The following is a 24,100-nucleotide window of genomic DNA, read 5'->3' on the forward strand; positions in this document are numbered from 1 at the left end:
GCCATCGCAGGCAAGCCAGCTCCCACAGGTTAGCGGGTGTTTTTACTGACCAGTTTCATCACCACCACAAAAAACACCGGCACAAACACCACCGCCAGCGTCGCGGTGATCATGCCGCCAATCACCCCCGTACCAATCGCCTGCTGGCTCGCCGAGCTGGCCCCGGTGGCAATCGCCAGTGGCACCACGCCGAGAATGAACGCCAGCGAGGTCATGATGATCGGCCGCAAGCGCAGCCGCGCCGCCTTCAGCGTGGCGCTCATCAGGTCTTCGCCCTGGTCATACAGGTCTTTGGCAAACTCGATGATCAGGATCGCGTTCTTCGCCGACAGGCCGATGATGGTGATCAGGCCGACCTTGAAGAACACGTCATTGGGCATGCCACGCAAGCTCACTGCCAAGACCGCGCCCAGCACACCCAACGGCACCACCAGCAGCACCGAGGTGGGGATCGACCAGCTCTCATACAGCGCCGCCAGGCACAGGAACACAATCAGCAGCGACAAGCCCAACAGCATCGGTGCCTGGGCGCCGGACAGACGTTCCTGCAACGACAGCCCGGTCCATTCCTGGCCCAGCCCGGCCGGCAGTTGGTTGACCAGGCGTTGGATTTCATTCATCGCCTCGCCGGTGCTGTGGCCGGGTGCCGCTTCACCGCTGATGGCAATCGCCGGGTAGCCGTTATAGCGAGTCAACTGCGCCGGGCCTTGGGTCCATTTGGCTTGAACAAAGGCTGACAATGGCACCATCTTGCCGGCGTTGTTGCGCACGTTGATCTTCATCAAGTCCGCCACCTGGCTGCGTTGGTCGCCTTCAGCCTGAACCACCACGCGTTGCATGCGACCCTGGTTGGGGAAGTCGTTGATATAGGCTGAGCCGATGGCCGAGGACAGCACATTGCCCACATCCGCAAAGGACACGCCGAGTGCGTTGGCCTGCTTGCGGTCGACCTCCAACTGCACTTGCGGCGCTTCGGCCAGGGCGCTTTCGCGTACGTTGGCCAGGATCGGGCTTTTCTCGGCCGCTGCCAGCAGTTCAGTGCGTGCAGCCATCAAGGCCGCGTGGCCGACACCGCCACGGTCCTGCAATCGGAACTCGAAGCCACTGGAAGTGCCTAGGCCGTCCACCGGCGGTGGCAGGATCGCGTAGGCAATCGCATCCTTGAGTTCGCTGAAAGCCATGTTGGCGCGGTCGGCAATGGATGCCGCCGAATCATCGCTGCTGCGTTCAGACCAATCCTTGAGCGTGGTGAACGCCAGCGCCGCGTTCTGCCCGGAACCGGAGAAGCTGAACCCCATGATCATGGTGGTATCGCCCACCCCAGGCTCCCCGGCGTTATGCGCCTCGATCTGCTCAGCCACCTGCACCGTGCGGTTCTTGCTCGCGCCCGGTGGCAGCTGGATATCGGTGATGGTGTAGCCCTGGTCTTCCACCGGCAGGAACGAGGAGGGCAGACGACTGAACATCCACCCCAACCCCACCAGCAACACCAGGTAGATCAGCAGGTAGCGGCCGCTGCGCTTGAGGGCATAGGCCACCCAGCCTTCGTAACGGTCGGTGAGCTGATCGAAGCGTTTGTTGAACCAACCGAAGAAACCGCCCTTGGCGTGGTGATCACCCTTGGCGATAGGCTTGAGCAAGGTTGCGCACAGCGCGGGGGTCAAGCTCAGGGCCAGGAACGCCGAGAACAGGATCGACGTCGCCATCGACAGCGAGAACTGTTGGTAGATCACGCCGACTGAGCCCGGCATGAACGCCATCGGCAGAAACACCGCCACCAGCACCAACGTAATGCCAATGATCGCACCCGTGATCTGGCCCATGGCCTTGCGCGTCGCTTCCTTGGGCGACAGGCCCTCGGTGACCATGATGCGTTCGACGTTCTCGACCACCACAATCGCATCGTCCACCAGGATGCCAATGGCCAGCACCATGCCAAACATCGTCAATACGTTGATCGAGAACCCCAGCAACAGCATGGTGGCAAAGGTGCCCATCAGCGCAATCGGCACCACCAGCGTAGGGATCAAGGTGTAACGCACGTTTTGCAGAAACAGAAACATCACCGCAAACACCAGCGCCATGGCCTCGAGCAGGGTATAGACCACCTTGGTGATCGAGACCTTCACGAATGGCGAAGTGTCGTACGGGATCTTGTACTCCACATTGGCCGGGAAGTAGCGCGACAGCTCGTCCATCTTCGCCCGCACGAGCGTGGCGGTGTTTAGCGCGTTAGCGGAGGGTGCCAATTGCACGCTGACGGCGGTGGACGGCTTGCCGTTCAGGCGCGTGGAGAACTGGTATTCCTGGCTGCCGATTTCAACTCGCGCCACATCGCCGATGCGCACGGTGGAGCCATCGGGGTTGGCCTTGAGCACGATGTCGGCAAATTCCGCCGGGTTCGAGAGCTGACCTTTAACCAGGATCGCAGCGGTGATTTCCTGGGTCTTGGTGCCAGGCAAATCACCGATGCTGCCGGCTGAGACTTGGGCGTTCTGCGCGCTGATCGCAGCATTGACATCGGCAGGCGTCAGGTTGAAACCGATCAACTTCTGCGGGTCGATCCAGATGCGCATCGCCCGTTCGGCACCGTACAACTGGGCCTTGCCCACGCCGTCCAGGCGCTTGAGTTCGTTCATCACGTTGCGCGCCAGGTAATCGCTGAGCGCTACGTCATCGAGCTTGCCGTCGCTGGAGGTAAGGGTCACCAGCAACAGGAACCCAGCAGAGACTTTTTCCACCTGCAAGCCCTGCTGAGTCACTGCCTGGGGCAGTCGCGGTTCTACCGCCTTGAGACGGTTTTGTACATCCACTTGGGCCATTTCCGGGTCGGTGCCCGGCTGGAACGTGGCGGTGATGGTCGCCGACCCCAGGCTGCTCTGGGACTCGAAATACAGCAGGTGATCGGCGCCGTTGAGCTCTTGCTCAATCAGGCTGACCACGCTCTCATCCAGGGTCTGCGCGGAAGCACCGGGGTACACCGCATAGATTTCGACTTTCGGCGGTGCAACGTCGGGGTATTGCGCCACCGGCAATTGCGGTATCGCCAAAGCACCGGCCAGCAGGATAAACAGGGCCACCACCCAGGCGAATATGGGGCGGTCAATAAAGAACTGCGGCATGGCGGGTTATTCCTCTACCTGGACTTTTTCACCGGGGCGCGCATGTTGCAGGCCTTCGACGACAATGCGGTCACCGGCCTTGAGGCCGCTGCTGACTACCCAGCGATCCTCGACCACTGCGCCCAGCTCCACCGGTTGCAGGCTGACGACCTGCTCGGCGTCCAGCAGCAACACCATGGGGATACCGGCGCTGTCACGGGTGATGGCCCGTTGCGGCACGCTGATGCCTTGCTTGTCGACGGCCTGCTCCAGGCGCACCCGCACAAAGCTGCCGGGCAGCAGGTCGAGGTCGGGGTTGGGGAATTCGCTGCGCAGGATGATCTGGCCGGTGCCGGGGTCGACGCTGATCTCGGCGAACAACAACTTGCCCGGCAGCGGGTACAGGCTGCCATCGTCCTGAATCAACGTGGCCTTGGCCTGGTCTTGGCCGACCTGTTTCAAACTGCCGGCGCGGAAGGCGCGGCGCAGGTCGTTGAGCTCACGGGTGGACTGAGTCAGGTCGGCGTGGATCGGGTCCAGTTGCTGGATGATCGCCAGCGGGGTGGCTTCATTGAGGCCCACCAGCGCGCCCTCGGTCACCAACGCCCGGCCGATGCGCCCGGAAATCGGCGCGGTGACGGTGGCGTAGCCCAGGTTCAATTTCGCACGTTCGACGGCGGCTTTATTAGCGGCGACTTCGGCGTTGGTCTGGCGCACCGCGGCGCGGGCGTTGTCGTAGTCCTGGCCGCTGATGGCGTTGCCTTCTACCAACTGGCTGTAGCGCTGTTCTTGCAGGCGCGCCTGGAACGCATTGGCCTCGGCCTTGCTGAGGTTAGCCTGGGCGCTGTCGAGGTCAGCCTTGAAGGGCGCCGGGTCGATACGGAACAGCACGTCGCCCTGTTTCACGTCATGGCCTTCCTTGAACACCCGTTGCATCACCACCCCGGCCACCCGCGCGCGCACCTCGGCGATGCGCGGCGCGGCAATGCGACCGCTCAGCTCGTTGCTGATAGACAAAGGCTTGGCTTGCAGGGTTTCGATGCGGACCTTCGGCGCAGGCATTGGCGGCGCCTCGTCAGCGGAGTTGTCGCAAGCGCTGAGGGCGAAGGTCAGGGCCAGCAGGCAAAACGGCGCAAACAGATTCTTCGACATGCTCTTATCCCAATAATGACCGGTGCATCCTATAGGTCACTGGTGTTGGGGTGCTGTGAAGCTGTGTAGGGGGTGTGTGAAGAAATGTAAGGTAGGGTCCATCATTCACCGCAGATGTATATCCTTACAACTTCTCGCAAACACCAAAGATCCAATGTGGGAGGGGGCTAGCCCCCGATGGCGGTGTATCAGTTGAAATATTCTTCACTGACCCACCGCCATCGGGGGCAAGCCCCCTCCCACATGGGATTTGTGTACTACCAATAACTGTATTCATGGAAATGCACCCATGCCCAACATCCTCCTGGTGGAAGACGACGCCGCACTCTCCGAGCTGATTGCCAGCTACCTGGAGCGCAACGGCTACCACGTCAGCGTGCTCAGCCGTGGCGATCATGTCCGCGAGCGCGCACGTCTCAACCCGCCAGACCTTGTGATCCTCGACTTGATGTTGCCTGGCCTCGACGGGCTGCAAGTGTGTCGCCTGCTGCGCGCCGACTCGGCGGGCCTGCCGATTCTGATGCTCACCGCCCGCGACGACAGTCACGACCAGGTGCTGGGTTTGGAAATGGGCGCCGACGACTACGTCACCAAACCCTGTGAGCCGCGCGTTTTGCTGGCGCGGGTGCGGACTTTATTGCGCCGCAGCAGCTTGTCCGAACCCCAAGTCGCCAACGACCAGATCATCATGGGCAATCTCTGCATCGACTTGTCGGAGCGCACCGTGACGTGGCGCGAGCAGGCGGTGGAGTTGTCCAGCGGCGAATACAACCTGCTGGTAGTGCTGGCCCGACATGCCGGCGAAGTACTCAGTCGTGACCAGATTCTGCAACGTCTGCGCGGTATCGAGTTCAATGGCACCGATCGCTCGGTGGACGTGGCCATCTCCAAATTGCGTCGCAAGTTTGACGACAACGCCGGCGAAGCGCGCAAGATCAAGACGGTGTGGGGCAAAGGTTACTTGTTCAGCCGCTCCGAGTGGGAATGCTGACCCATGTTTCGAGTACTCCTGCGCCTTTACCTGATCACGATCGTTACCTACAGCGCGGCGATCTTCCTGATCCCCAAACTGGTGATTCAGCTTTTTGAACACCGCTACCTGGACTACAACGTCGAGCAATCGCGGGGCATGCAGACGCTGATCGTCAAGCAGTACCTGCGTGCACCCGTGGAGCACTGGTCGCAGATCACCGAGCATCTCAACGAAGATTTTGCCCCGCTCAAGGTGCAACTGCTGCTGCGTCAGGACGCCAGCTATTCACCCGCCGAAGAGCAAATGCTGGCCCAGGGCAAGCCGGTCATTCGGCTGGGGGAGTGGGGCTGGATGGAGGACATCAGCTCGCCGATCAACGATCAATTCGCGGTCAAGGTGACCATCCCGCCCGACCCCCTGGACATGAACCTGCTGTATTGGTCGATGAACGTGCTGATCGGCGGCGCGTTGCTCGCCTGCCTGTTAGTGTGGCTGCGCCCCCATTGGCGTGACCTGGAACGCCTGAAAAACACCGCTGCGCAATTGGGCAAGGGCAACCTCGATGCCCGCACGGGCATCCCCGCCAGCTCCAACATCGGCAGCCTGGCCTCGGTGTTCGACACCATGGCCGACGATATCGAACACCTGCTCAACCAGCAGCGTGACCTGCTCAACGCGGTGTCCCATGAACTGCGCACGCCGTTGACGCGCCTGGATTTCGGCCTGGCCCTGGCGCTCTCCGAAGACTTGCCAACCGCAAGCCGCGAACGTCTGCAAAGCCTGGTGGCGCATATCCGCGAGTTGGATGAGCTGGTGCTGGAGTTGCTGTCCTACAGCCGCTTGCAGAACCCGGCGCAACTGCCGGAGCGGGTCGAGGTGGTGCTCGATGAGTTTATCGACAGCGTGCTCGGCAGCGTCGATGACGAGCTGGAAAACCCCGAGATCGTGATCGATGTGGTGCTGGACTGCGCCGTCGAGCGGTTCAGCCTCGACCCACGCCTTACCGCGCGGGCGTTGCAGAACCTGCTGCGCAATGCCACACGGTATTGCGACAAGCGCATCCAGGTGGGAGTCAAGGTGGATGCCGAAGGCTGTGAAATCTGCGTGGACGACGATGGCATCGGCATTCCATTGGAGCAGCGCGAACGCATCTTCGAGCCGTTCTACCGCCTCGACCGCAGCCGCGACCGTGCCACTGGCGGTTTCGGCCTGGGCCTGGCCATCAGCCGGCGCGCCTTGGCGGCCCAGGGCGGCACGTTGACGGCCCAGGCCTCGCCGTTGGGCGGCGCACGGTTTCGGGTGTGGCTGCCCAGTGTCGGCTGATCAGAGCACCTTGACCGCACGGCCGATGGCCTGGATCGGCCCGGTGGGCTTGCCAGTGGGTGAACCGCGCGGGTCTTCCAGGGTCAGCTCGAACAATTGGTTAGGCGCCAGCGGCGGCAGTTGGTCCAAGGGCACCGACAGTGTCTGCCCCGGCTTGACCAACCCAAGCGAGACCGGCCCTTGCCAGCCATCGCCCTTGGTCCAGAACTGCAGGGCCTTGTCGGCCGGCACTTCCATCACGCCCAACGGGATCAACTGAATCTGCTGGTTATTGCTCGCCTGGATCACCCAGCCCGGCGCCTGGCTTTGCGGCGCTACCAGCACCACCACAAAGGTCGGGTCAGCGGTGGGCGGGCGCGTCAGCAACAGCGCACCCAGTACCAGCGTGGTCAACAGCCCGACGCCGGCCAGGCCACGCCACACGGCCAGCAGGTCCCACCACTGTGTACGAGCGGTGCTGATATTGCGCTCGATGCGCTGCCACAAGTGCGTTGAAGGCTGCACGGGTTCGGCCAGTGCCGTCAGCGGCAACAGGCGTTGCTCCCAGGCATCCACCGCTGCGCGCAACTCGGCGTCGTGTGGCAGGCGTTGTTCCACCTCGCTGCGCTGTTCGGCGGGCAGGGTGCCCAGTACATACTCGCTGGCGAGTTCGTCAAGGGTGTCGCTCATGCCATGCACTCGCGCAGCGCGGCGAGACTGCGTTTGATCCAGGCTTTGACAGTCCCCAGTGGGGTGCCCAGTTTTAACGCGATTTCGCTATGGGAATAACCGTCGACATAGGCATGCAGGATGCACGTGCGACGGGCCGGGTCGAGCTGCTCCAGGCAGGTATGGACCTGCCCGGAGCGGGCACTGAATTCAAATGTATCGGAGTCGGTCATCTGCTCGTGCTGATCGTCCAAGGGCACCTCGCGGTACCGGTTGCGCACGATATTCAGGGCCAGATGCCGAGTCACGGTGAACACCCAGCCACGGGCCGAGCCGCGACTGGGGTCAAAACTGGCGGCGCCGCGCCAGATCTTGAGAAATGCGTCATGCACGATGTCTTCGGCCACGGCCTTGTCCCGCACGATACGCAAGGCAACGCCGAGCAGGTGGCTGCTTTCCTGCTCATACAAGCGGCGCAACGCCCGTTGTTCACCACGGGCGCAGGCCAACAGACAGGCTTCGTAATCAAACACGCACAACCCCCAAAGGCAGAATCCTCTGGCAGCCTAGCCTAGTTTGCTCAGTTGGCCGCCCAGAAGATGTAATCCGCCTGGTACTTCACCACTTCCTGCTTGCCCTTGTTGGCGACCGTGCATTCGCTGCTCGGTGCGACGCCACCTTTAAGCGCGACCCGCTGGATGTAACTCACGCCGCTCATCGCACCTTTGCCTTCGGCCGGGTTGGCTTTGACCAACTGATACGGCAGGTTGCCTGGGCTCGATGGCGCCACGGCCAGTTGGGTGCCGGTGACTTTTGAACCGTCCTTGGCTTGCCAGGTGGCCGGTGGGCCAAAGTAGGTGCCGACCTGCTTGCCGCTGCGATCATTCAACACGGCTTTGGGGCCAACGAACGTCCACTCGACCTGGCCGGCGGCATTGGCCTTGTCACGGCACTCGTAGGTGATTTCGCCGACGCCGGTGGTTTCCATCGCCACTTTGTGGCCGTCTGGCACCTTGATGCTGTCGGGCAAGCCGGCCTGGGCAAAGGCTGCGGGAGCGGCGAGCAGGGTGGCGAGGCAGAGCAATGCTTTAGCGTTCATGGGTGGTACTCCATTGGGTAGAACAGCAGGGTTGCTGCAGGTACTACTCCGGAGCGCGGGATTTGGATGCAGCGACAGCAAATAAATTTTCAGTGAAACAAAAAGATCTAAAGTCAGATCATATTGATATAAGTCGTTATAAGAAAAATCGCTATCCTGCCGCCAGAAATTTATAAGGCCGCGGGTAGCTTTAATGGAAGTGGGTAATTTTGGTTTTGTAGTGGCTGGCCTGATCGTTGGTTTTATCGTGGGCATGACCGGTGTAGGTGGGGGCTCGTTGATGACCCCGATCCTGCTGTGGTTCGGCATCAACCCGGCCACCGCCGTGGGCACCGACTTGTTGTACGCCGCCATCACCAAGTCGGGTGGGGTGCTGGTACACAGCAAGAACAAGAACATCGACTGGACCATCACCGGCTGGCTGACCCTGGGCAGCGTGCCCGCCGTGTTGCTGACGCTGTGGTTCCTCGCCAGCCTGCACACCGACCCCAGCGCCATGAACGCGGTGATCAAACAAGCCCTTGGCGTGGTGTTGCTGCTGACGGCCCTGGCGATCCTGTTCAAGAAAAGCCTGTTGGCCTTCGCCCAGCGTCATGCGGGCGACGACTACCACATGAGCCCGCGCAATTTGAACGCGCTGACGGTCGTCACGGGCGCCGTGCTGGGCACCATGGTTGCACTCACCTCCATCGGTGCGGGTGCCCTGGGCACGGTGGCACTGTTTATCCTCTATCCGTTCCTGGCCACTCGCCGTCTGGTGGGCACCGAGATCGCCCATGCCGTGCCGCTGACCCTGGTGGCAGGCCTGGGCCACGCCAGCATGGGCAATATGGATTGGCACCTGCTGGGCTTTTTGCTGATGGGCTCGCTGCCGGGGATTTATATCGGTAGCCACATGACCGGTAAGTTGCCGGATGGGGTGTTGCGCCCGTGCCTGGCGGTCATGCTCATGGCGATTGGCTACAAGCTCGCGTTCTAGAGGAATATGTAGTCCAAGTGTGGGAGGGGGCTTGCTCCCGATAGCGGTGGGTCAGTGAAGAATATTTCAGCTGATCCACCGCCATCGGGGGCAAGCCCCCTCCCACATGTGAACCACAGTGAACCTTAGGCTTTCACCGGGCCATTACCGATCTGCCACACAAACGGCGGCTCGGCCCCGTTGATCACCCAATCGCCCACAATCCGCGCCTTGTAGATCACCGGGTTGTGTGACGACACCGTGCGCGCATTGCGCCAATGCCGATCCAGGGATTTACCCTGGCGCACATCCGACGCCCCCAGCGCGTTAAACAACTCACTCGTCGCCCGCTGGATCAACGCCGATACCACCACCTGCGCCGTGGCCGATTCAACTTCAGCCGCCACATTGGCTTCACGCTCAACCCCATCATCTGCGCCAAACCGCGCCACATAGGCCCGTTGCGCCGGCACGGTGGCCTTTAAGGCAGCGGCCTCGGCGGCGTAGACCAGCGCGGCGACTTCGCCGACCACCTGTTGAATCTGCGCATCCTGGCTGACATGGGGCGCATTGCCATGGCTGTAGATGCGCTTGCGGGTGCGCACCTGATGGGCCACATCCCTCAAGGCTGCACGACCGATACCCGCAAGGCTGGCCAATAGCACCAGTTGGTAAAACGCAGTCTGGTATTTGAAGCGGGTAGCAAAGTCGATGACGTTGTCTGCCTCCACCACGGCATCGGTAAAGCGCGAGGTGCCGCTGCCGGTGGTGCGTTGGCCAAAGCCGTCCCAATCGTCGCTGTGCACCACGCCAGGCTGGCGGGCGCGGGTGGCCGCGATCACATCGCCGCCCGTGTCGCTGCGTTGGGCGTATACGTCGATCCAGTCGGCGAAAATGCTGCCGGTGCTGTAGAACTTTTCACCGTTGAGCTTCCAGTGGTCGCCGTCGGGGCTGACCTGGGTGACCACATCACCGATGGCCACGTTGCCGATTTCAGTCCAGGCGCAGCCGACGATATCGCCATCGACGAAGCGCTTGAACCACAGATCGCGACCCGCACTCGGTGGCGCATTGAGGCGGTCTTCAGCGAAGGCAAAATGCCCGCGCAGGGCTTGGGGCACGTTGGAGTCAGCTTCGGCCAACTCGATCAACAGCTCAAACAATTGCGGCAGGGACGCGCCGCCTCCGCCATATTCCACCGGCACCCGCACCGCGCCAAAGCCAGCCTCTTTAAGCCACTGAATCGGCTCATGGGGCAGGGTGCGGGTGTGTTCACGTTGCACCGCGCCATCGGCGATGCGTTGGAAAATCGGCCGAAACCGCGCCGCCAGGGTGGGGTAGTCGACGCCGGTGGACAGCGGGTTGATGACGTGGTGTTCGGTCATGGGCAAGGCTCCTGGGCAGTGGTCAATGCAACGGTGATTGCACACTCCGTGCCGGGTGCCGGGGCCAATGTTTACGGGGTTTTGGCGGGTATTGCTGTTGCCTCAGCAACAGTAGATCGACAAACCGGGGCATTCCTCGACATTTGCATTCAGCGCATTCACGGCCGGTTTCAGCGAGCGGCGCCTTTGGCACGGGCGTTTGCCCACGGCTGGCACGTTTGCTGCTCAAGCCCTGGGTACATCCCTTTTGTGCGAGGTACCATTCAATGAGTCAGCAAGCCGTTAAATTTGCCTATTGGGTACCCAACGTCAGCGGTGGGTTGGTGGTCAGCAAGATCGAGCAACGCACCCACTGGGGTATCGACTACAACCGCAAACTGGCGCAACTGGCGGAAGAAGCCGGCTTCGAATACGGCCTGACGCAAATCCGGTTCACCGCCGGCTACGGCGCCGATAATCAGCATGAGTCCGTGGCATTCAGCCATGCGCTGTTGGCTGCGACCACTAAGCTCAAGGTGATCGCCGCGATCCTGCCTGGCCCGTGGCAACCGGCGCTGGCGGCCAAGCAGCTGGCGACCATCGATCAACTCACCAACGGCCGCATCGCAGTCAACATCGTCAGTGGCTGGTTCAAAGGCGAGTTCCAGGCCATTGGCGAGCATTGGCTGGAGCACGACGAGCGCTATCGCCGCTCCGAAGAATTCATCCGCGCCCTCAAGGGCATCTGGACCCAGGACGATTTCACCTTCAAGGGCGACTTCTACCGCTTCAACAACTACACCCTCAAACCCAAGCCGCTGGGCCAGCCCGAAGTGTTCCAGGGCGGCAGCTCGCGGGCAGCGCGGGACATGGCCGCACGGGTCTCCGACTGGTACTTCACCAACGGCAACACCCCGCAAGGCATCAAGGCCCAGGTGGATGATATTCGCGCCAAGGCGGCGGCCAACAATCACTCGGTCAAAGTCGGCGTGAACGCCTTTGTGATCGCCCGCGACACCGAAGAAGAAGCCCGCGCCGTGCTGGCCGAAATCATCGCCAAGGCCGACCCGGAAGCGGTCAATGCGTTCGGCGATGCGGCCAAACAGGCGGGCAAGGCCTCACCGGAAGGCGAGGGCAATTGGGCCAAGTCCAGCTTTGAAGATTTGGTGCAGTACAACGACGGCTTCAAGACCAACCTGATCGGCACGCCGCAGCAGATTGCCGAGCGTATTGTCGCGCTCAAGGCGGTGGGGGTGGACCTGGTGCTGGCGGGTTTCCTGCACTTTCAGGAAGAAGTGGAGTATTTCGGCAAGCGCGTGTTGCCGCTGGTGCGTGAATTAGAGGCCAAGGCCGGGGTCAAGCAGGTCGCCTGAAAAACACCGCAATTTCAAATGTGGGAGGGGGCTTGCTCCCGATGGCGGTGTATCAGCTGGAATATTCTTCGCTGACCCACCGCTTTCGGGAGCAAGCCCCCTCCCACAGTTGATTTATGTTGTTCAGGAGGTGGGTTGCAGCGTCAGCACTTCAAAGCCGTCGGCAGTCACCGCCACCGTATGTTCCCACTGCGCCGACAGGCTGTTGTCTTTGGTTACCACCGTCCAGCCATCCTTCAAGCTGCGCACTTTGGAGCTGCCCTGGTTAAGCATCGGCTCGACGGTAAACACCATGCCTTCACGCAATACAAGCCCAGTGCCAGGGCGGCCGAAGTGCAGCACTTGGGGGTCTTCGTGCATCTCACGGCCAATGCCATGGCCGCAGTACTCACGCACCACGCTGTAGCCGTTGGCTTGTGCATGGCTTTGAATCGCATGGCCAATATCCCCCAAGCGTGCACCCGGCTTGACCTGGCGGATGCCGGCCCACATTGCTTCAAACGTCTGCTCGACCAGGCGCCGCGCTTTGGGCGCTACGCTGCCGATCATGTACATCTTGCTGGAGTCGGCGATGTAGCCGCCTTTTTCCAGGGTGATGTCGATGTTGATGATATCGCCGTCTTTCAACACGTCTTTTGCGTTGGGCATGCCGTGGCACACCACTTCGTTGATCGAGGTGTTGATGCAGAAGGGGTAGTCGTATTGGCCCAGGCTGGCGGGGCGGGCTTTGAGATCAGTGCGGATGAAGGCCTCGACTGCGGCGTCCAGTTCCAGGGTGGAACGGCCGGCAGCCACAAAGCCGTCGAGCATGGTGAACACTTGGGCCAGCAGGCGCCCGGATTCGCGCATCACGGCGAGTTGTTCGGTGGTCTTGATCATCAGCTGCGCCCCCGGATCAGGTCGGGTTTGTCCAACAACAGTTTGTTGATCAACTCGTTGTAGGGCAGGTGCGGGTTCAGCTCGGCGAGCAGGCCGATCTTGATCCAGAACTCGGCCTGGGCGTTGATGGAGCGGTCCATCGCCGCGCTGGCCAGGCGCAGTTGTTCGTGCAGTTGGTCGGTGATCTTGACGATGCCCATGGGGTTCACTGTACTGGGTTGATATACAAAGCGTATACGTTTCGTATATAGCCAGTAAACCTTTTGTTGACTGATGCCGCTGCAGGCGGTTAATTTCGTGGCATGACATTCCAAGCCTTCCGCAGCCAGCAGAGCATTATTACCGCCATTCCTTATTTGGCGGGATAGCACACGGCTGCACCCAAACCCGCCTTCGAGGCGGGTTTTGTTTTTCCGTCTCCAGGGCCCTCTACACAACGCCAGGAGACACCCATGAGCACCTGCACCAGCGCCCCGGAACTGCTTGAGCACTACGTGAAAAAGATCCTTGCTGCCCCGGTCTATGACCTGGCGGTACGTACGCCCCTGCAAGCGGCGCCAGCGTTGTCGGCCCTGTTGGGCAATACGGTGCTGCTCAAGCGTGAAGACCTGCAACCGACGTTTTCATTCAAGATCCGCGGCGCCTACAACAAATTGGTTCAGCTCACCACTGCCGAAAAGGCCAGAGGCGTGGTCACGGCCTCCGCTGGCAATCACGCCCAGGGCGTGGCGCTGGCGGCGCTGGAGTTGGGGATCAAGGCGCGTATCGTCATGCCCTGCAGCACGCCGGACTTGAAGGTGCAGGGGGTGCGTTCCCGTGGCGCCGAAGCCGTGCTGCACGGTGAGAGTTTTCCGTTCGCCCTGGCCCATGCACTGCAACTGGCTCAGAGTAGCGGCTGCACCTTTGTGTCGCCCTTTGACGACCCCGAGGTGATCGCTGGCCAAGGCACCGTGGCCATGGAGATCCTGCGCCAGCAGCAGGGTGCGCTGGACGCGATCTTCGTGCCGGTGGGCGGTGGCGGCCTGATTGCCGGCATCGCGGCGTACGTCAAATACCTGCGGCCCGAAGTGCGCATCATCGGCGTTGAACCCGAAGGCTCAGCGTGCCTCTTGGCGGCAATGCGTGCCGGTGAACGGGTGGTGCTGCCCAGTGTGGACGGGTTTGCCGATGGCACGGCGGTGGCGCAGATCGGCGGGCACGGCTTTGAAATCTGCCGGGACTGGGTAGATGAAGTCATCACCGTGAGCAATGACCAACTGTGCAGCGCTATCAAGCTGATCTACGACGATACACGGTCCATCACCGAGCCCTCCGGCGCCTTGGCGGTGGCGGGTATCCGCCGCTATGTCGCCACTCACAACACTCGCGGGCAGACTCTGGTTGCTGTGAATTCTGGCGCCAATATCAACTTCGATAGTTTGCGACATGTTGCTGAGCGAGTGGCAGCCAGTGCAGGGTTAAACGTTTAATCCCGGCTGTTCGACGAGGTTTTAATGGCTGTATGTAAAAAGCCTCTTCAGATATATAAGAAGCACTGCGACTTATGAGGAAAGGTTACAACGCCAGCAGATTTTGCCGAGTAGGCTGGTGATTGCAAGCGTCTTCCAAGGTTGGCAAGACGCGGCGAACAGGTGTTCGCCAGTCCTATAAAAATCCATTGGCAGTCTCATGAAAGGAGAGGTTGGCCATGCTTTCGGAACTGGAACTTCGCAGCATTATTGAAACAAGTTTCCTGCCTCAACGGTGCGAGTGCACCAAAGCCGAAGATGCTTCGCTGACGATTAAGGTGTATGACGAGCGAGATCGTGACCGGGTAGATTTGGAAGTCAAAGGCATCAACGCTGACAAACTCGACAGCAGTCGAGCCATTTGTAACCTGATCACCGGGTTGCGCGAAGACCTCAAGCACACCCACGCTCCCACCCTGCAAAAAGTGGGTGCGCGCGCCTACTATTAGGCGGGGGCCTGAACCGGTGTGACCGAAGACCTGTGGGCCTGGATAAACGCCAGGCCCAGTACGGTCTCCGTTGCCACCGCCAGCAGAATGCCTGGCCCGGCATTGCCATTGATCCACTCACTTAACCCCAACCCAGCCAGAACCAGGCAACCGGCGATAAACCCGGTGGTCATGGCGCGTCGTACGTCAGAGGGGCCAGCATGGCGAGCGCGATAGAACATGATGCCGATGGCCAGGAACAGCGCGGCATTACGCCGACAAACCAGGCCTGTGGCGCTGGAGTATTCGACGCTCCACATCCATAACAGCAGCTCGGGTCGCAACCCCCAGACCAGTGCGAGAGCAAAGCACAGCAGCGCGGTAAAAACGGCGAGGGTGCGGAAACTTAGCGACATGGCGATTCCTTTCGGCCTTATGACAAGCCCGCAAGGGTACTCCTATGTGCACGGGCTTGCCCTGGATCTTTCAACCGCTCAGTTCTGGAAGTCGCACGCTTCGGACATTTTGCGATAACTCACGTCTTCGACTTTGCCGGCCTTGTCCAAAAACTTGATATCCGCCTTGATGACCTTGCAGTCATCAGTCGGGGTTTCGTTCATGGCCAGCACCTTGGCGATGTTCATTGGCATGCCGTACTGATAAGGCACGGGTTTGCCAGTGGCAACTTGATCATCGGCCTGGGCCAGGCCCGACACCGCCGCCAGTACCAGCGCGCCGCCAAACATTAACGTACGCAGTTTCATGGTAGTGCTCCGCAAGTGGGTACGACTTCACAGTCGGCTTGCGGGATTAACCATCGATTAATGTTTGCCTGGCTGACAAAACCTTCATGCAAGCTGCTGCCGATACGGCAGGTCTGGCCCGGTTTTGCCGCAGGTCAGTGCCGCGGCGCGAATCGCAAAGCCCAGCATGGCGTCGGTCTGCGGCCGGGTGAGCTGTTGCAAGCCCTCCACGGAGTCGAGCTGCTGCTCGGTCAGCCAGGCAATCAGTGCGGCCTGGAAGGTATCGCCGGCACCCACTGTATCGGCCATCACCACCTTGAGCGCCGGTTGTGACCAACTGCCGTGCTGGCGACTGAATACCGTGGCGCCATCACCGCCTCGGGTAAGGAAAACCAACTGGCAACGGTGTTGCAGCCAGCTCTCCAGAACGCTTTCCGGTGACTGATCGGGGTACAACAGATGCAGGTCCTCATCGCTGACCTTGATCAGGTCGGCATGCTGCACCAGCTGTGCCACCCGGTCGCGCCACAGTTGGATGTCTGGCTGGGGGTTGAGGCGCACGTTCGGGTCGAGGCTGATCAAGCGTTTGCCGCTTTCGCGCTGCACGAGGCTCAGCAATGTGTCGCCAATCGGCTGCACCACCAGCGAGAACGAGCCGATGTGCAGGCCGCGAATGTCATCGCCCAACTCGGGCAGGTGGGCGACGTCCAGCAGACGGTCGGCACAGCCTTCGCCGCGAAAGTTGTACTGCGGCGAACCGTTGGCCCCTACGGCGACCATCGACAGGGTGGTGGGCGCGGCAAACTCCACCAGGAACTGCTCGCTCACGCCTTCATCCTTGAGCACTTGCAACAGGCGCCGGCCCAGAAAGTCTGTAGACAGGCCACCGAACAACCCGGCCTCAACACCCAGGCGACGCAGCCCCACGGCAACGTTGAACGGCGAGCCGCCGGCAATCGCCTTGTACGTGACTTTTGAAGCCAGCCCGCTGGCATCTTCCTCGCTGAAAAAATCAAACAGCGCTTCACCACACACCAGATACATAGTCGCTCGCTCTTAAAGGGTTGCCACGAGTTGTTGATAGCGCTCGTAAGCCTGTTGATAGGCGCTGACGCTGGCCGCCACCGGCAGGGTACGGCTGGCCGGGTCGACGCTCACGCATCGTTCGCACAAAGTGCTCAGGGGCTCGCCCGATTGGCTCCACGCCGCCTGGATCGCCGCGCCCAGTGCAGCGGCTTCGCTTTGTTCGGTGCAGATCACTTCGGTGTTCATGATATCGGCGACCATCTGGCGCCACACCGGGCTTTTCGAACCGCCGCCGATCAAGCGGATACTCTGGCTTTGCAAGCCTGTCTGGCGAAGCAGGTCCAGGCCATAACGCAGGCCGAAGGTGGTGCCCTCGACCACAGCGCGGCACAGGTTGGCGCGGGTCAGGTTGGTCATGGTCAGCCCGTGCAGGCTGCCGGTGGCGTGGGGCAGGGCGGGCACGCGCTCACCGTTGAGGAACGGCAGCATGCTCACGCCATCGGCGCCGATGGGGGCGTGGTCAACCAAGGCGTTGAAGGCGTTCAGGTCGAGTTCGAACAGCTCGCGAATCACCCCGGTGGCGTTGGTCAGGTTCATGGTGCAGATCAACGGCAGCCAACCGCCGCTGGACGCGCAGAATGTGGCGACTGAAGCCTGCGGGCTCACGTTGGGCTGGTCGGCAAAGGCATACACGGTGCCCGATGAGCCCAGGCTCATGGTGATCACGCCCGGTGCGATATTGCCGGTGCCGATGGCGCCCATCATGTTGTCGCCACCGCCGCTGGAAACCATGGCGTTGGGGTTGATGCCCAAGCGTTCGGCGATGGCGGGCAGCACGGTGCCCACGCGTTGGTCGGCCTCGATCAGTGTCGGCAACGCCGCTTCAAGGCGCCCGCTGGGGTCGATGTGGTTGAGCAGGTCAACGTCCCACTGGCGGCTGCGCACATTGAAATAGCCAGTGCCGGATGCATCACCGTATTCGGCCACGGCGCGGCCGGTCAGCCAGTAGTTGAGGTAGTCGTGGGGCAGAAGGATATGGGCGATGCGCGCAAAGATGTCCGGGTGCTGTTTGCGGGTCCACAGCAGTTTGGACACGGTATAGCCCGGTGCAATTGCCACGCCCAAGCGTTCCAGTGAGCCGCTTTCGCCACCCAGGTGCTGGAGCAGGCGATCATTTTCGGGAGCGGTTTCGGTGTCGCACCACAGCTTGGCTGGGCGCAGTACCTGGCCTTGGTCATCGAGCAGCACCAGGCCGTGTTGCTGGCCGGAAACGCCGATGCCGAGGATGGCCTGGCCGTCTACGTCAGCTTGTTGCAGGGCGCGGTGGGTGGCTTCGGTAAAGGCATCGAGCCATTCCTGGGTGTCTTGCTCTCGACGGCCGTTGGCGCCGCTGATCAAGGTGTGGGCCGCGGCGCCCAGGCCCAGCACTTTACCGCTGGTAGCGTCGAGGACGATGGCCTTGGTGCCCTGGGTGCCGCAGTCGATGCCGAGGAACAGGTTTTGCTGGGTCATGAGGATTTGCTCAGCAGTATTATTGTTGGGTTGGCAATGCAGACCAATGTGGGAGGGGGCTTGCTCCCGATAGCGGTGGGTCAGTGAAGAATATTTGACTGATACACCGCCATCGGGAGCAAGCCCCCTCCCACATTTTTTTAAGCCGGTTTCTTCAGGAGGGTTTGCAGGGTTTGGGTGACGCCATTGTCACGCAAACTCACAAAACACCGCTCAAACGCTGCCACAAACTCAGGCGAGTTGGGAATAGCCGTGCCAAAAATCTCCTCAACGCCTAACAGCCGCTTGCTGATCAAGGCATCATCACTCACCAGCTCCTGGCAAAACTCTGCCCGCGGGTCCGGGATCTTGTAACTCACCCCGTGCTCATCCACACCCTTCAAGTACAGCGCCCACGCCGCCACCACCAATGCCGCACGTTCAGTTTCACGGCCATCGGCAATCAAGCGGTTGATGGTCGGCACGGTGAATTTTGGAAACTTCGACGACCCATCGGAGCACACCCGTTCCAACTGATCGGCAATCGCCTGGTTGGAAAAACGGTCCACCAGGGTCTGCTTGTATTCGGTCAGGTCGATGCCGGGTACGGGGGCCAGGTTCGGCGTGACGTCCAGGTCCATATAGGCGCGCATATACGCAACAAACACCGGGTCGTTCATGGTCTCATGCACAAACCGATAACCCTTGAGGAACCCCAGGTAAGTGAGTGCCAGGTGGCTGCCGTTGAGCAGGCCGATCTTCATTTCTTCATAGGGCGTCACATCGTCAGTGAACTGCACACCGACCTGTTCCCAGGCCGGGCGGCCGTTGACGAACTTATCTTCCAACACCCACTGCACAAAGGGTTCACACACCACCGGCCAGGCATCATCGATACCATGTTCGTCATGCAGTTGCAGGCGGTGGGCGGTGCTGGTCATTGGGGTGATGCGGTCGACCATGGCGTTGGGGAAGCTCACGTTGGCCTTGATCCAGTCATGCAGTTCGGCGTCGTGCAGGGCGGCGAACGCCAGTAGGGCCTTGCGTGTGACGGCGCCGTTGTGGGGCAGGTTATCGCAGGACATCACGGTAAACGCCGGAACGCCAGCGGCGCGGCGTTGGGTGAGGGCTGCGCAGATAAAACCAAACACGGTTTTTGGCGCCTTGGGATGCGTCAGGTCGTGTTGGATTTGCGGCAGGTGGGCCATGAACTCGCCGTTGCTGTCGTCGATGCAGTAGCCGCCTTCGGTGATGGTCAGCGAGACGATGCGAATCTCGGGGCTGGCCAGCTTGTCGATCAAGGCCTGGGCGCTGTCTTCAGCCAGCAGCATGTCGCTGATGGCGCCGATCACGCGCACTTCGGTGTCGTCGGTGTCGCCCAGTTCATACAGGGTGAACAGGTAGTCCTGGCCGGCCAGGTCGTCGCGGGCCTTGCGGTCCTCGCTACGCAGGCCAACGCCGCAGATGCTCCAGTCCAGGCCCTCGCCGGTATTCATCAACGCATCGGTGTAATAGGCCTGATGCGCCCTGTGGAAGCCGCCGACGCCGATATGGGCGATGCCCTGCGAAGTCGCGGTGTAAGTTGGCAGCTGCACTTCTGGCGCCAACTGAGTGAGGTTCTGTTTATTCAGTTTCATCACAACTCTCGCAAAATCAGGCGGCAGCGCGCAGTGGGCGGGCCACGGCAACGCCGTCAGTGTCGAACAGATGGCAGTGCGCCGGGTCCAGGTGCAGTTGCAGCGTTTCGCCGTACTGGCTGGCCATGTCGCCACGAATGCGCATGGTCAGCGGCTCGCCGTTGGCGGTGATCACGTGGCAGAAGGTGTCGCTGCCCAGGCGCTCGCCGACGTCGGCGGTGACGGTCAGGGTGGTTTGGCCGGGGGAGGCAATTTCCAGGTGTTCCGGGCGAATACCCAGGGTCACCGCGCTGCCGACGCTCAGGGTGGCACCGCTCAATGGCAGGCTGATCAAGGTGCCGGCATCCAGTTGCACTTCGCAGCCTTGGCCCTCGACGCGGGTGACCTTGCCCTTGAGAAAGCCCATCTTCGGCGTGCCGAGAAACCCCGCCACAAACAGGTTGGCCGGCTGGTGGTACAGCTCCAGCGGTGAACCCACTTGCTCGATACGGCCGCTGTTGAGTACCACCACCTTGTCGGCCAGGGTCATGGCTTCGACCTGGTCGTGGGTCACGTAAATCATGGTGGCTTGCAGCTCTTTATGCAGGCGCGCCAACTCCAGGCGCATCTGCACGCGAAGGGCAGCGTCGAGGTTGGACAGCGGTTCGTCAAACAGGAAGATCTTCGGGTTGCGCACAATCGCTCGACCAATGGCCACGCGCTGACGCTGGCCGCCGGACAGCTGCTTGGGCTTGCGTTCCAGCAGCGGGCCCAGCTCCAGGATGCGCGCGGCTTCGTCGACTTTGCTTTGCACCAGCTTCTTGTCCACACCCGCCAAATCCAGGGCAAACGACATGTTCTTACGCACGCTCATGTGCGGATACAGCGCATAGGTCTGGAACACCATCGCCAGGTCACGCTTGGCCGGGGTCACTTCAGTGATGTCGCGACCGTCCAGTTCGATGGTGCCTTCGCTCACTTCCTCAAGGCCTGCGATCAAGCGCAGCAGCGTGGACTTACCGCAGCCCGACGGGCCAACAAACACCACGAATTCCTTGTCGTTCACTTCCAGGTCAATGCCCTTGATGATCGAGAAGCCTTCGAAGCCTTTTTGCAGATTCTTGATTTTCAGGTTGGCCATGATGGGCCTCCACTTGGAATTATTATTTAACGGCGCCGAAGGACAAACCGCGCACCAGCTGTTTCTGGCTGATCCAGCCAAAGATCAGGATCGGCGCGCAGGCCAGGGTCGACACGGCCGACAATTTGGCCCAGAACAAGCCTTCGGGGCTGGAGTAGGAGGCGATCAGCGCAGTCAACGGCGCGGCGCTCGACGAGGTCAGGTTCAGTGACCAGAACGCCTCGTTCCAGCACAGGATCAACGACAGCAACACGGTGGAGGCCAGGCCTCCCTTGGCAATCGGCAGCAGTACACGGACCATTTCCTGCCACAGCGTGGCGCCATCGAGGCGGGCGGCTTCAAGGATGTCTTTGGGGATGTCCTTGAAGTAGGTGTAAACCATCCACACCACGATAGGCAGGTTGATCAGGGTGTAGATGATGATCAGCGCGATGCGCGTATCCAGCAGGCCAAAGCTCTTGGCCAACAGGTAGATCGGCATCAGCACGCCCACCGGTGGCAACATCTTGGTCGACAGCATCCACAGCAGCGTGCCCTTGGTGCGCTGGGTTTCGTAGAACGCCATGGAGTAGGCGGCCGGCACCGAGATCAGCAGGCACAGGGCGGTGGCGCTGAACGAGATCACCACCGAGTTCCAGGCGTAGGCGAAGTAATTGCTGCGCTCGTTGATGTGCAGGTAGTTCTCCAGCGTCGGCGTGAAGATGAACTGCGGCGGCGTGGCGAACGCGTCGATTTCGGTCTTGAAGCTGGTCAGCACCATCCAGAAGATCGGGAAGAAGATCAGGATCGCGATGGCCCAGGCCAACGTGCCGAGCAACAGGCTTTGCAGGCGGCGGGATTGTTGAAGCGTCATGGCGCGGCCCTCAAGGCTTGTCAGTCAGGTTTTTGCCGATCATCCGCACCAGGATGATCGCCGCGATATTGGCGATGACCACGGCAATCAAGCCGCCGGCCGAAGCCATGCCCACGTCGAACTGCACCAGCGCCTGGTTGTAGATCAGGTAGGCGAGGTTGGTGGACGCGTAGCCGGGGCCACCGTTGGTGGTGGTGAAGATTTCGGCGAACACCGAGAGCAAAAAGATCGTCTCGATCATCACCACCACGGCAATCGGGCGGGCCAGGTGCGGCAGGGTGAGGTGCCAGAAAATGGCGATGGCGCCAGCACCGTCCAGGCGCGCGGCTTCCTTTTGTTCCTGGTCGAGGGACTGCATGGCGGTCATCAGCAACAGGATGGCGAAGGGCAGCCATTGCCACGAAACAATGATGATGATCGACAGCAACGGGTAGTGCGCCAGCCAGTCCACGGGTTCTGCGCCGAAGAACTTCCACACGGCGGCGAGAATCCCCGACACCGGGTGAAAAATCAGGTTCTTCCAGATCAGCGCACCCACGGTGGGCATGATGAAGAAAGGCGAGATCAACAACACCCGCACCAGCCCGCGGCCCAGGAACTCACTGGCCTCCAGCAGAGCGCTGATCAATACGCCGAACACCACGCTGATCAGCAGCACACTGCCCACCAGCAGCAGGGTATTGGTGGCACCGGGCAAGAAACCCGAGTCGGTGATGAAGTAGGTGAAGTTCTCCAGCCCCACGAATTGGTTTTCACCGGGGTAGAGCAGGTTGTAGCGGATGAGGGAGAAGTACAGGGTCATACCCAGTGGCACGATCATCCACAGCAGTAGCAAGGCTACTGAGGGACTGACAAGGAACCAGCCGGGGTTGGCCAGGCGGTTTTTGGGTGGTGTATTCATGGTATTCAAGGCCAGTACAGAGCAAGAATCGGAGTGCGATCTATGTGGGAGGGGGCTTGCTCCCGATAGCGGTGGTTCAGTTGAAAACTGTTTGACTGATACACCGCCATCGGGGGCAAGCCCCCTCCCACATTTGACTGTGGTGAGGCTGGGTTATTTGGGGTAACCGGCCCGCTTCATTTCCCGCTCGGTGGTGGTCTGCGCAGCGGTGAGTGCCGCATCCACCGTCTGCTGACTGGTCAACGCCCCCGAGAAGAACTTGCCGACCTGAGTGCCAATCGCCTGGAACTCAGGAATGGTCACCAACTGGATACCGATATACGGCACCGGCTTGAGCGTCGGCTTGGTCGGGTCCGCGACTTTCAGCGACTCCAGCGTCACCTTGGCAAACGGTGCCGCCTTCATGTACTCGTCGCTGTAGGTAGATTTGCGCGTGCCTGGCGGTACGTTGGCAACGCCGTCGGTCTTGGCCACCAGCGCGCCGTATTCCTTGGACGTCGCCCAGCTGGTGAACACCTTGGCGGCGTCCTTGGCCTTGGAACTGGTCGGGATCGCCAGGCTCCAGGAGTACAGCCACGAGGTGCCCTTTTCGGTCTTCTCGTGGGGGGCAAAGGTGAAACCGACATGGTCAGCCACTTTGCTTTGGGTCTTGTCGGTGACAAACGAGCCGGCCACGCTGGCATCGACCCAGATCGCGCACTTGCCGCTGTTGAACAGCGCCAGGTTTTCGTTGAAACCGTTACTTGAAGCACCCGGCGGGCCGGATTTTTTCATGTTGTCGACGTAGAAGTTCAGCGCGTCCTTCCATTCCGGGCCGTTGAATTCCGGCTGCCATTTCTCATCGAACCAGCGTGCACCGTAGCCGTTGGCCAGGGTGGTGATCAGCGCCATGTTCTCGCCCCAACCGGCTTTGCCGCGCAGGCACAGGCCGTATTGCTCTTTGGTCTTGTCGGTGAGTTTTGCCGCGTATTCGCTGATCTGGGTCCAGGTCGGGTGCTCGGGCATGGTCAACCCGGCGTCTTTAAACAGGTCGGTGCGGTAATAGGTGATCGAGCTTTCGGCGTAGAACGGCAGGGCGTACAGCGAGCCTTTGACAGATAGGCCGTCACGCACTGATGGGAATACATCATCGAGGTCGTAGGACGCCGGCAGATCCTTCATCGGCTCCAGCCAACCCTTGGCGCCCCAGAGTGCAGCTTCGTACATGCCGATGGTCAACACATCGAACTGCCCGCCCTGGGTGGCGATGTCGGTAGTCAGGCGTTGACGCAGCACGTTTTCTTCGAGCACCACCCAGTTCAGCTTGATCTCCGGGTGCTCGGCCTCGAAGGTTTTCGAGAGCTTCTGCATGCGGATCATGTCGCTGTTGTTGACGGTGGCAATGGTCAGGGTTTGCGCGCCAAGGCTGACGGCGCTGAGGGTCATGCAGGTCATCATGCAGGTGGAGACAAGCAGAGCTTTTGCTGGGAACTTCATCGCGCACTCCTTTTCCGCGCCCAGGGGCTACAGAAGGACAGTTATTG

General features: G+C 61.0%; 23 protein-coding genes. 6 read left to right on the forward strand and 17 right to left on the reverse strand.

Translation table 11 applies throughout. The features are described from left to right. Positions 1 to 29 precede the first annotated feature (29 nt). Both ICY20_RS17380 and ICY20_RS17385 read right to left on the reverse strand, forming a co-directional pair. On the reverse strand, positions 30 to 3,122 hold the full coding sequence (locus ICY20_RS17380; RefSeq protein ID WP_194938116.1) for an efflux RND transporter permease subunit: 3,093 nt from the start codon (positions 3,120 to 3,122) through the stop codon (positions 30 to 32). A gap of 6 nt (positions 3,123 to 3,128) precedes the next feature. Further along, positions 3,129 to 4,253: an efflux RND transporter periplasmic adaptor subunit gene (locus ICY20_RS17385; RefSeq protein ID WP_194938117.1), complete on the reverse strand. Its 1,125-nt coding sequence runs from the start codon at positions 4,251 to 4,253 to the stop codon at positions 3,129 to 3,131. A gap of 289 nt (positions 4,254 to 4,542) precedes the next feature. Here ICY20_RS17385 and ICY20_RS17390 point away from each other — a divergent pair, with 289 nt between their 5' ends. Next, complete coding sequence (locus ICY20_RS17390; protein WP_159959117.1) at positions 4,543 to 5,244, forward strand: response regulator transcription factor; 702 nt, start codon at positions 4,543 to 4,545, stop codon at positions 5,242 to 5,244. A 3-nt stretch (positions 5,245 to 5,247) separates the two neighbouring features. Next, a complete protein-coding gene (locus tag ICY20_RS17395; RefSeq protein WP_194938118.1) occupies positions 5,248 to 6,549 on the forward strand; it encodes an ATP-binding protein in 1,302 nt (433 codons plus the stop codon). Here the strand turns inward: ICY20_RS17395 and ICY20_RS17400 are convergent, their stop codons facing one another. The 3 genes from ICY20_RS17400 to ICY20_RS17410 are packed head-to-tail and all read right to left on the reverse strand — an operon-like array spanning position 6,550 to position 8,296. After that, positions 6,550 to 7,218, reverse strand: coding sequence for an anti-sigma factor (locus ICY20_RS17400; protein WP_194938119.1), 669 nt, complete (start codon positions 7,216 to 7,218; stop codon positions 6,550 to 6,552). Beyond that, positions 7,215 to 7,730 (reverse strand): sigma-70 family RNA polymerase sigma factor, encoded by a 516-nt coding sequence (locus ICY20_RS17405; RefSeq protein ID WP_159959123.1) that lies wholly within the window; start codon positions 7,728 to 7,730, stop codon positions 7,215 to 7,217. Before ICY20_RS17405 ends, ICY20_RS17400 begins: the two co-directional genes overlap by 4 nt. 47 nt (positions 7,731 to 7,777) lie before the next feature. Further along, positions 7,778 to 8,296, reverse strand: coding sequence for a DUF3455 domain-containing protein (locus ICY20_RS17410; protein ID WP_159959125.1), 519 nt, complete (start codon positions 8,294 to 8,296; stop codon positions 7,778 to 7,780). Between the two features lie 193 nt (positions 8,297 to 8,489). Between ICY20_RS17410 and ICY20_RS17415 the strand changes: the two genes are divergently transcribed. Then, on the forward strand, positions 8,490 to 9,275 hold the full coding sequence (locus ICY20_RS17415; protein ID WP_159959127.1) for a sulfite exporter TauE/SafE family protein: 786 nt from the start codon (positions 8,490 to 8,492) through the stop codon (positions 9,273 to 9,275). Between the two features lie 125 nt (positions 9,276 to 9,400). Here the strand turns inward: ICY20_RS17415 and ICY20_RS17420 are convergent, their stop codons facing one another. After that, positions 9,401 to 10,639 (reverse strand): acyl-CoA dehydrogenase family protein, encoded by a 1,239-nt coding sequence (locus ICY20_RS17420; protein ID WP_159959129.1) that lies wholly within the window; start codon positions 10,637 to 10,639, stop codon positions 9,401 to 9,403. A 266-nt stretch (positions 10,640 to 10,905) separates the two neighbouring features. Here ICY20_RS17420 and sfnG point away from each other — a divergent pair, with 266 nt between their 5' ends. Beyond that, complete coding sequence (gene sfnG, locus ICY20_RS17425; protein WP_159959131.1) at positions 10,906 to 11,991, forward strand: dimethylsulfone monooxygenase SfnG; 1,086 nt, start codon at positions 10,906 to 10,908, stop codon at positions 11,989 to 11,991. A 123-nt stretch (positions 11,992 to 12,114) separates the two neighbouring features. Here sfnG and map read toward each other — a convergent pair whose 3' ends face one another. Next, positions 12,115 to 12,870 (reverse strand): type I methionyl aminopeptidase, encoded by a 756-nt coding sequence (map, locus tag ICY20_RS17430; protein WP_194938120.1) that lies wholly within the window; start codon positions 12,868 to 12,870, stop codon positions 12,115 to 12,117. Next, positions 12,870 to 13,070, reverse strand: a complete 201-nt coding sequence (locus ICY20_RS17435) for a ParD-like family protein (protein ID WP_003190946.1) — start codon at positions 13,068 to 13,070, stop codon at positions 12,870 to 12,872. The genes map and ICY20_RS17435 overlap by 1 nt, the downstream gene beginning before the upstream one ends. Positions 13,071 to 13,322: 252 nt before the next feature. On the opposite strand from ICY20_RS17435, the gene ilvA reads away from it, so the two are divergent. Beyond that, complete coding sequence (gene ilvA / locus ICY20_RS17440; RefSeq protein WP_194938121.1) at positions 13,323 to 14,339, forward strand: threonine ammonia-lyase, biosynthetic; 1,017 nt, start codon at positions 13,323 to 13,325, stop codon at positions 14,337 to 14,339. 218 nt (positions 14,340 to 14,557) lie between these two features. Beyond that, positions 14,558 to 14,827 carry a DUF1652 domain-containing protein gene (locus tag ICY20_RS17445; protein WP_159959137.1) on the forward strand — a complete coding sequence of 90 codons (270 nt, stop codon included), beginning with the start codon at positions 14,558 to 14,560 and terminating at the stop codon, positions 14,825 to 14,827. On the opposite strand, the gene ICY20_RS17450 is transcribed toward ICY20_RS17445, so the two are convergent. The 9 genes from ICY20_RS17450 to ICY20_RS17490 form a co-directional block, all read right to left on the reverse strand. Further along, a complete protein-coding gene (locus ICY20_RS17450; protein ID WP_159959139.1) occupies positions 14,824 to 15,222 on the reverse strand; it encodes a hypothetical protein in 399 nt (132 codons plus the stop codon). The genes ICY20_RS17445 and ICY20_RS17450 overlap by 4 nt on opposite strands. Before the next feature lie 78 nt (positions 15,223 to 15,300). Then, on the reverse strand, positions 15,301 to 15,570 hold the full coding sequence (locus ICY20_RS17455; protein WP_194938122.1) for a DUF2790 domain-containing protein: 270 nt from the start codon (positions 15,568 to 15,570) through the stop codon (positions 15,301 to 15,303). 84 nt (positions 15,571 to 15,654) lie between these two features. Further along, complete coding sequence (locus ICY20_RS17460; RefSeq protein ID WP_194938123.1) at positions 15,655 to 16,593, reverse strand: carbohydrate kinase family protein; 939 nt, start codon at positions 16,591 to 16,593, stop codon at positions 15,655 to 15,657. Positions 16,594 to 16,605: 12 nt separating this feature from the next. Further along, positions 16,606 to 18,087, reverse strand: coding sequence for a xylulokinase (xylB, locus tag ICY20_RS17465; RefSeq protein WP_194938124.1), 1,482 nt, complete (start codon positions 18,085 to 18,087; stop codon positions 16,606 to 16,608). Positions 18,088 to 18,227: 140 nt separating this feature from the next. Continuing rightward, positions 18,228 to 19,703: a mannitol dehydrogenase family protein gene (locus ICY20_RS17470; protein ID WP_194938125.1), complete on the reverse strand. Its 1,476-nt coding sequence runs from the start codon at positions 19,701 to 19,703 to the stop codon at positions 18,228 to 18,230. A 16-nt stretch (positions 19,704 to 19,719) separates the two neighbouring features. After that, positions 19,720 to 20,823, reverse strand: coding sequence for an ABC transporter ATP-binding protein (locus ICY20_RS17475; RefSeq protein ID WP_159959149.1), 1,104 nt, complete (start codon positions 20,821 to 20,823; stop codon positions 19,720 to 19,722). Between the two features lie 22 nt (positions 20,824 to 20,845). Next, the gene (locus ICY20_RS17480; protein ID WP_005788583.1) at positions 20,846 to 21,676 is read right to left on the reverse strand and encodes a carbohydrate ABC transporter permease; all 831 of its coding nucleotides are present in this window, start codon (positions 21,674 to 21,676) and stop codon (positions 20,846 to 20,848) included. A gap of 10 nt (positions 21,677 to 21,686) precedes the next feature. Further along, positions 21,687 to 22,577, reverse strand: a complete 891-nt coding sequence (locus ICY20_RS17485; protein WP_159959151.1) for a carbohydrate ABC transporter permease — start codon at positions 22,575 to 22,577, stop codon at positions 21,687 to 21,689. Between the two features lie 153 nt (positions 22,578 to 22,730). After that, positions 22,731 to 24,014 carry an ABC transporter substrate-binding protein gene (locus ICY20_RS17490; protein WP_407692633.1) on the reverse strand — a complete coding sequence of 428 codons (1,284 nt, stop codon included), beginning with the start codon at positions 24,012 to 24,014 and terminating at the stop codon, positions 22,731 to 22,733. Positions 24,015 to 24,100 lie beyond the last annotated feature (86 nt).

It is taken from the genome of Pseudomonas pisciculturae, assembly GCF_015461805.1.
GTDB classification, from domain to species: Bacteria; Pseudomonadota; Gammaproteobacteria; order Pseudomonadales; family Pseudomonadaceae; genus Aquipseudomonas; species Aquipseudomonas pisciculturae.

What these genes read in the sequence shown, in the direction of transcription:
- ICY20_RS17380 (WP_194938116.1), bottom strand. Translation starts at nt 3,122, where the DNA reads ATGCCGCAGTTCTTTATTGACCGCCCCATATTCGCCTGGGTGGTGGCC.
- ICY20_RS17385 (WP_194938117.1), bottom strand. Translation starts at nt 4,253, where the DNA reads ATGTCGAAGAATCTGTTTGCGCCGTTTTGCCTGCTGGCCCTGACCTTC.
- ICY20_RS17390 (WP_159959117.1), top strand. Translation starts at nt 4,543, where the DNA reads ATGCCCAACATCCTCCTGGTGGAAGACGACGCCGCACTCTCCGAGCTG.
- ICY20_RS17395 (WP_194938118.1), top strand. Translation starts at nt 5,248, where the DNA reads ATGTTTCGAGTACTCCTGCGCCTTTACCTGATCACGATCGTTACCTAC.
- ICY20_RS17400 (WP_194938119.1), bottom strand. Translation starts at nt 7,218, where the DNA reads ATGAGCGACACCCTTGACGAACTCGCCAGCGAGTATGTACTGGGCACC.
- ICY20_RS17410 (WP_159959125.1), bottom strand. Translation starts at nt 8,296, where the DNA reads ATGAACGCTAAAGCATTGCTCTGCCTCGCCACCCTGCTCGCCGCTCCC.
- ICY20_RS17415 (WP_159959127.1), top strand. Translation starts at nt 8,490, where the DNA reads ATGGAAGTGGGTAATTTTGGTTTTGTAGTGGCTGGCCTGATCGTTGGT.
- ICY20_RS17420 (WP_159959129.1), bottom strand. Translation starts at nt 10,639, where the DNA reads ATGACCGAACACCACGTCATCAACCCGCTGTCCACCGGCGTCGACTAC.
- sfnG (WP_159959131.1), top strand. Translation starts at nt 10,906, where the DNA reads ATGAGTCAGCAAGCCGTTAAATTTGCCTATTGGGTACCCAACGTCAGC.
- map (WP_194938120.1), bottom strand. Translation starts at nt 12,870, where the DNA reads ATGATCAAGACCACCGAACAACTCGCCGTGATGCGCGAATCCGGGCGC.
- ICY20_RS17435 (WP_003190946.1), bottom strand. Translation starts at nt 13,070, where the DNA reads ATGGGCATCGTCAAGATCACCGACCAACTGCACGAACAACTGCGCCTG.
- ilvA (WP_194938121.1), top strand. Translation starts at nt 13,323, where the DNA reads ATGAGCACCTGCACCAGCGCCCCGGAACTGCTTGAGCACTACGTGAAA.
- ICY20_RS17445 (WP_159959137.1), top strand. Translation starts at nt 14,558, where the DNA reads ATGCTTTCGGAACTGGAACTTCGCAGCATTATTGAAACAAGTTTCCTG.
- ICY20_RS17450 (WP_159959139.1), bottom strand. Translation starts at nt 15,222, where the DNA reads ATGTCGCTAAGTTTCCGCACCCTCGCCGTTTTTACCGCGCTGCTGTGC.
- ICY20_RS17455 (WP_194938122.1), bottom strand. Translation starts at nt 15,570, where the DNA reads ATGAAACTGCGTACGTTAATGTTTGGCGGCGCGCTGGTACTGGCGGCG.
- ICY20_RS17460 (WP_194938123.1), bottom strand. Translation starts at nt 16,593, where the DNA reads ATGTATCTGGTGTGTGGTGAAGCGCTGTTTGATTTTTTCAGCGAGGAA.
- xylB (WP_194938124.1), bottom strand. Translation starts at nt 18,087, where the DNA reads ATGACCCAGCAAAACCTGTTCCTCGGCATCGACTGCGGCACCCAGGGC.
- ICY20_RS17470 (WP_194938125.1), bottom strand. Translation starts at nt 19,703, where the DNA reads ATGAAACTGAATAAACAGAACCTCACTCAGTTGGCGCCAGAAGTGCAG.
- ICY20_RS17475 (WP_159959149.1), bottom strand. Translation starts at nt 20,823, where the DNA reads ATGGCCAACCTGAAAATCAAGAATCTGCAAAAAGGCTTCGAAGGCTTC.
- ICY20_RS17480 (WP_005788583.1), bottom strand. Translation starts at nt 21,676, where the DNA reads ATGACGCTTCAACAATCCCGCCGCCTGCAAAGCCTGTTGCTCGGCACG.
- ICY20_RS17485 (WP_159959151.1), bottom strand. Translation starts at nt 22,577, where the DNA reads ATGAATACACCACCCAAAAACCGCCTGGCCAACCCCGGCTGGTTCCTT.
- ICY20_RS17490 (WP_407692633.1), bottom strand. Translation starts at nt 24,014, where the DNA reads ATGATGACCTGCATGACCCTCAGCGCCGTCAGCCTTGGCGCGCAAACC.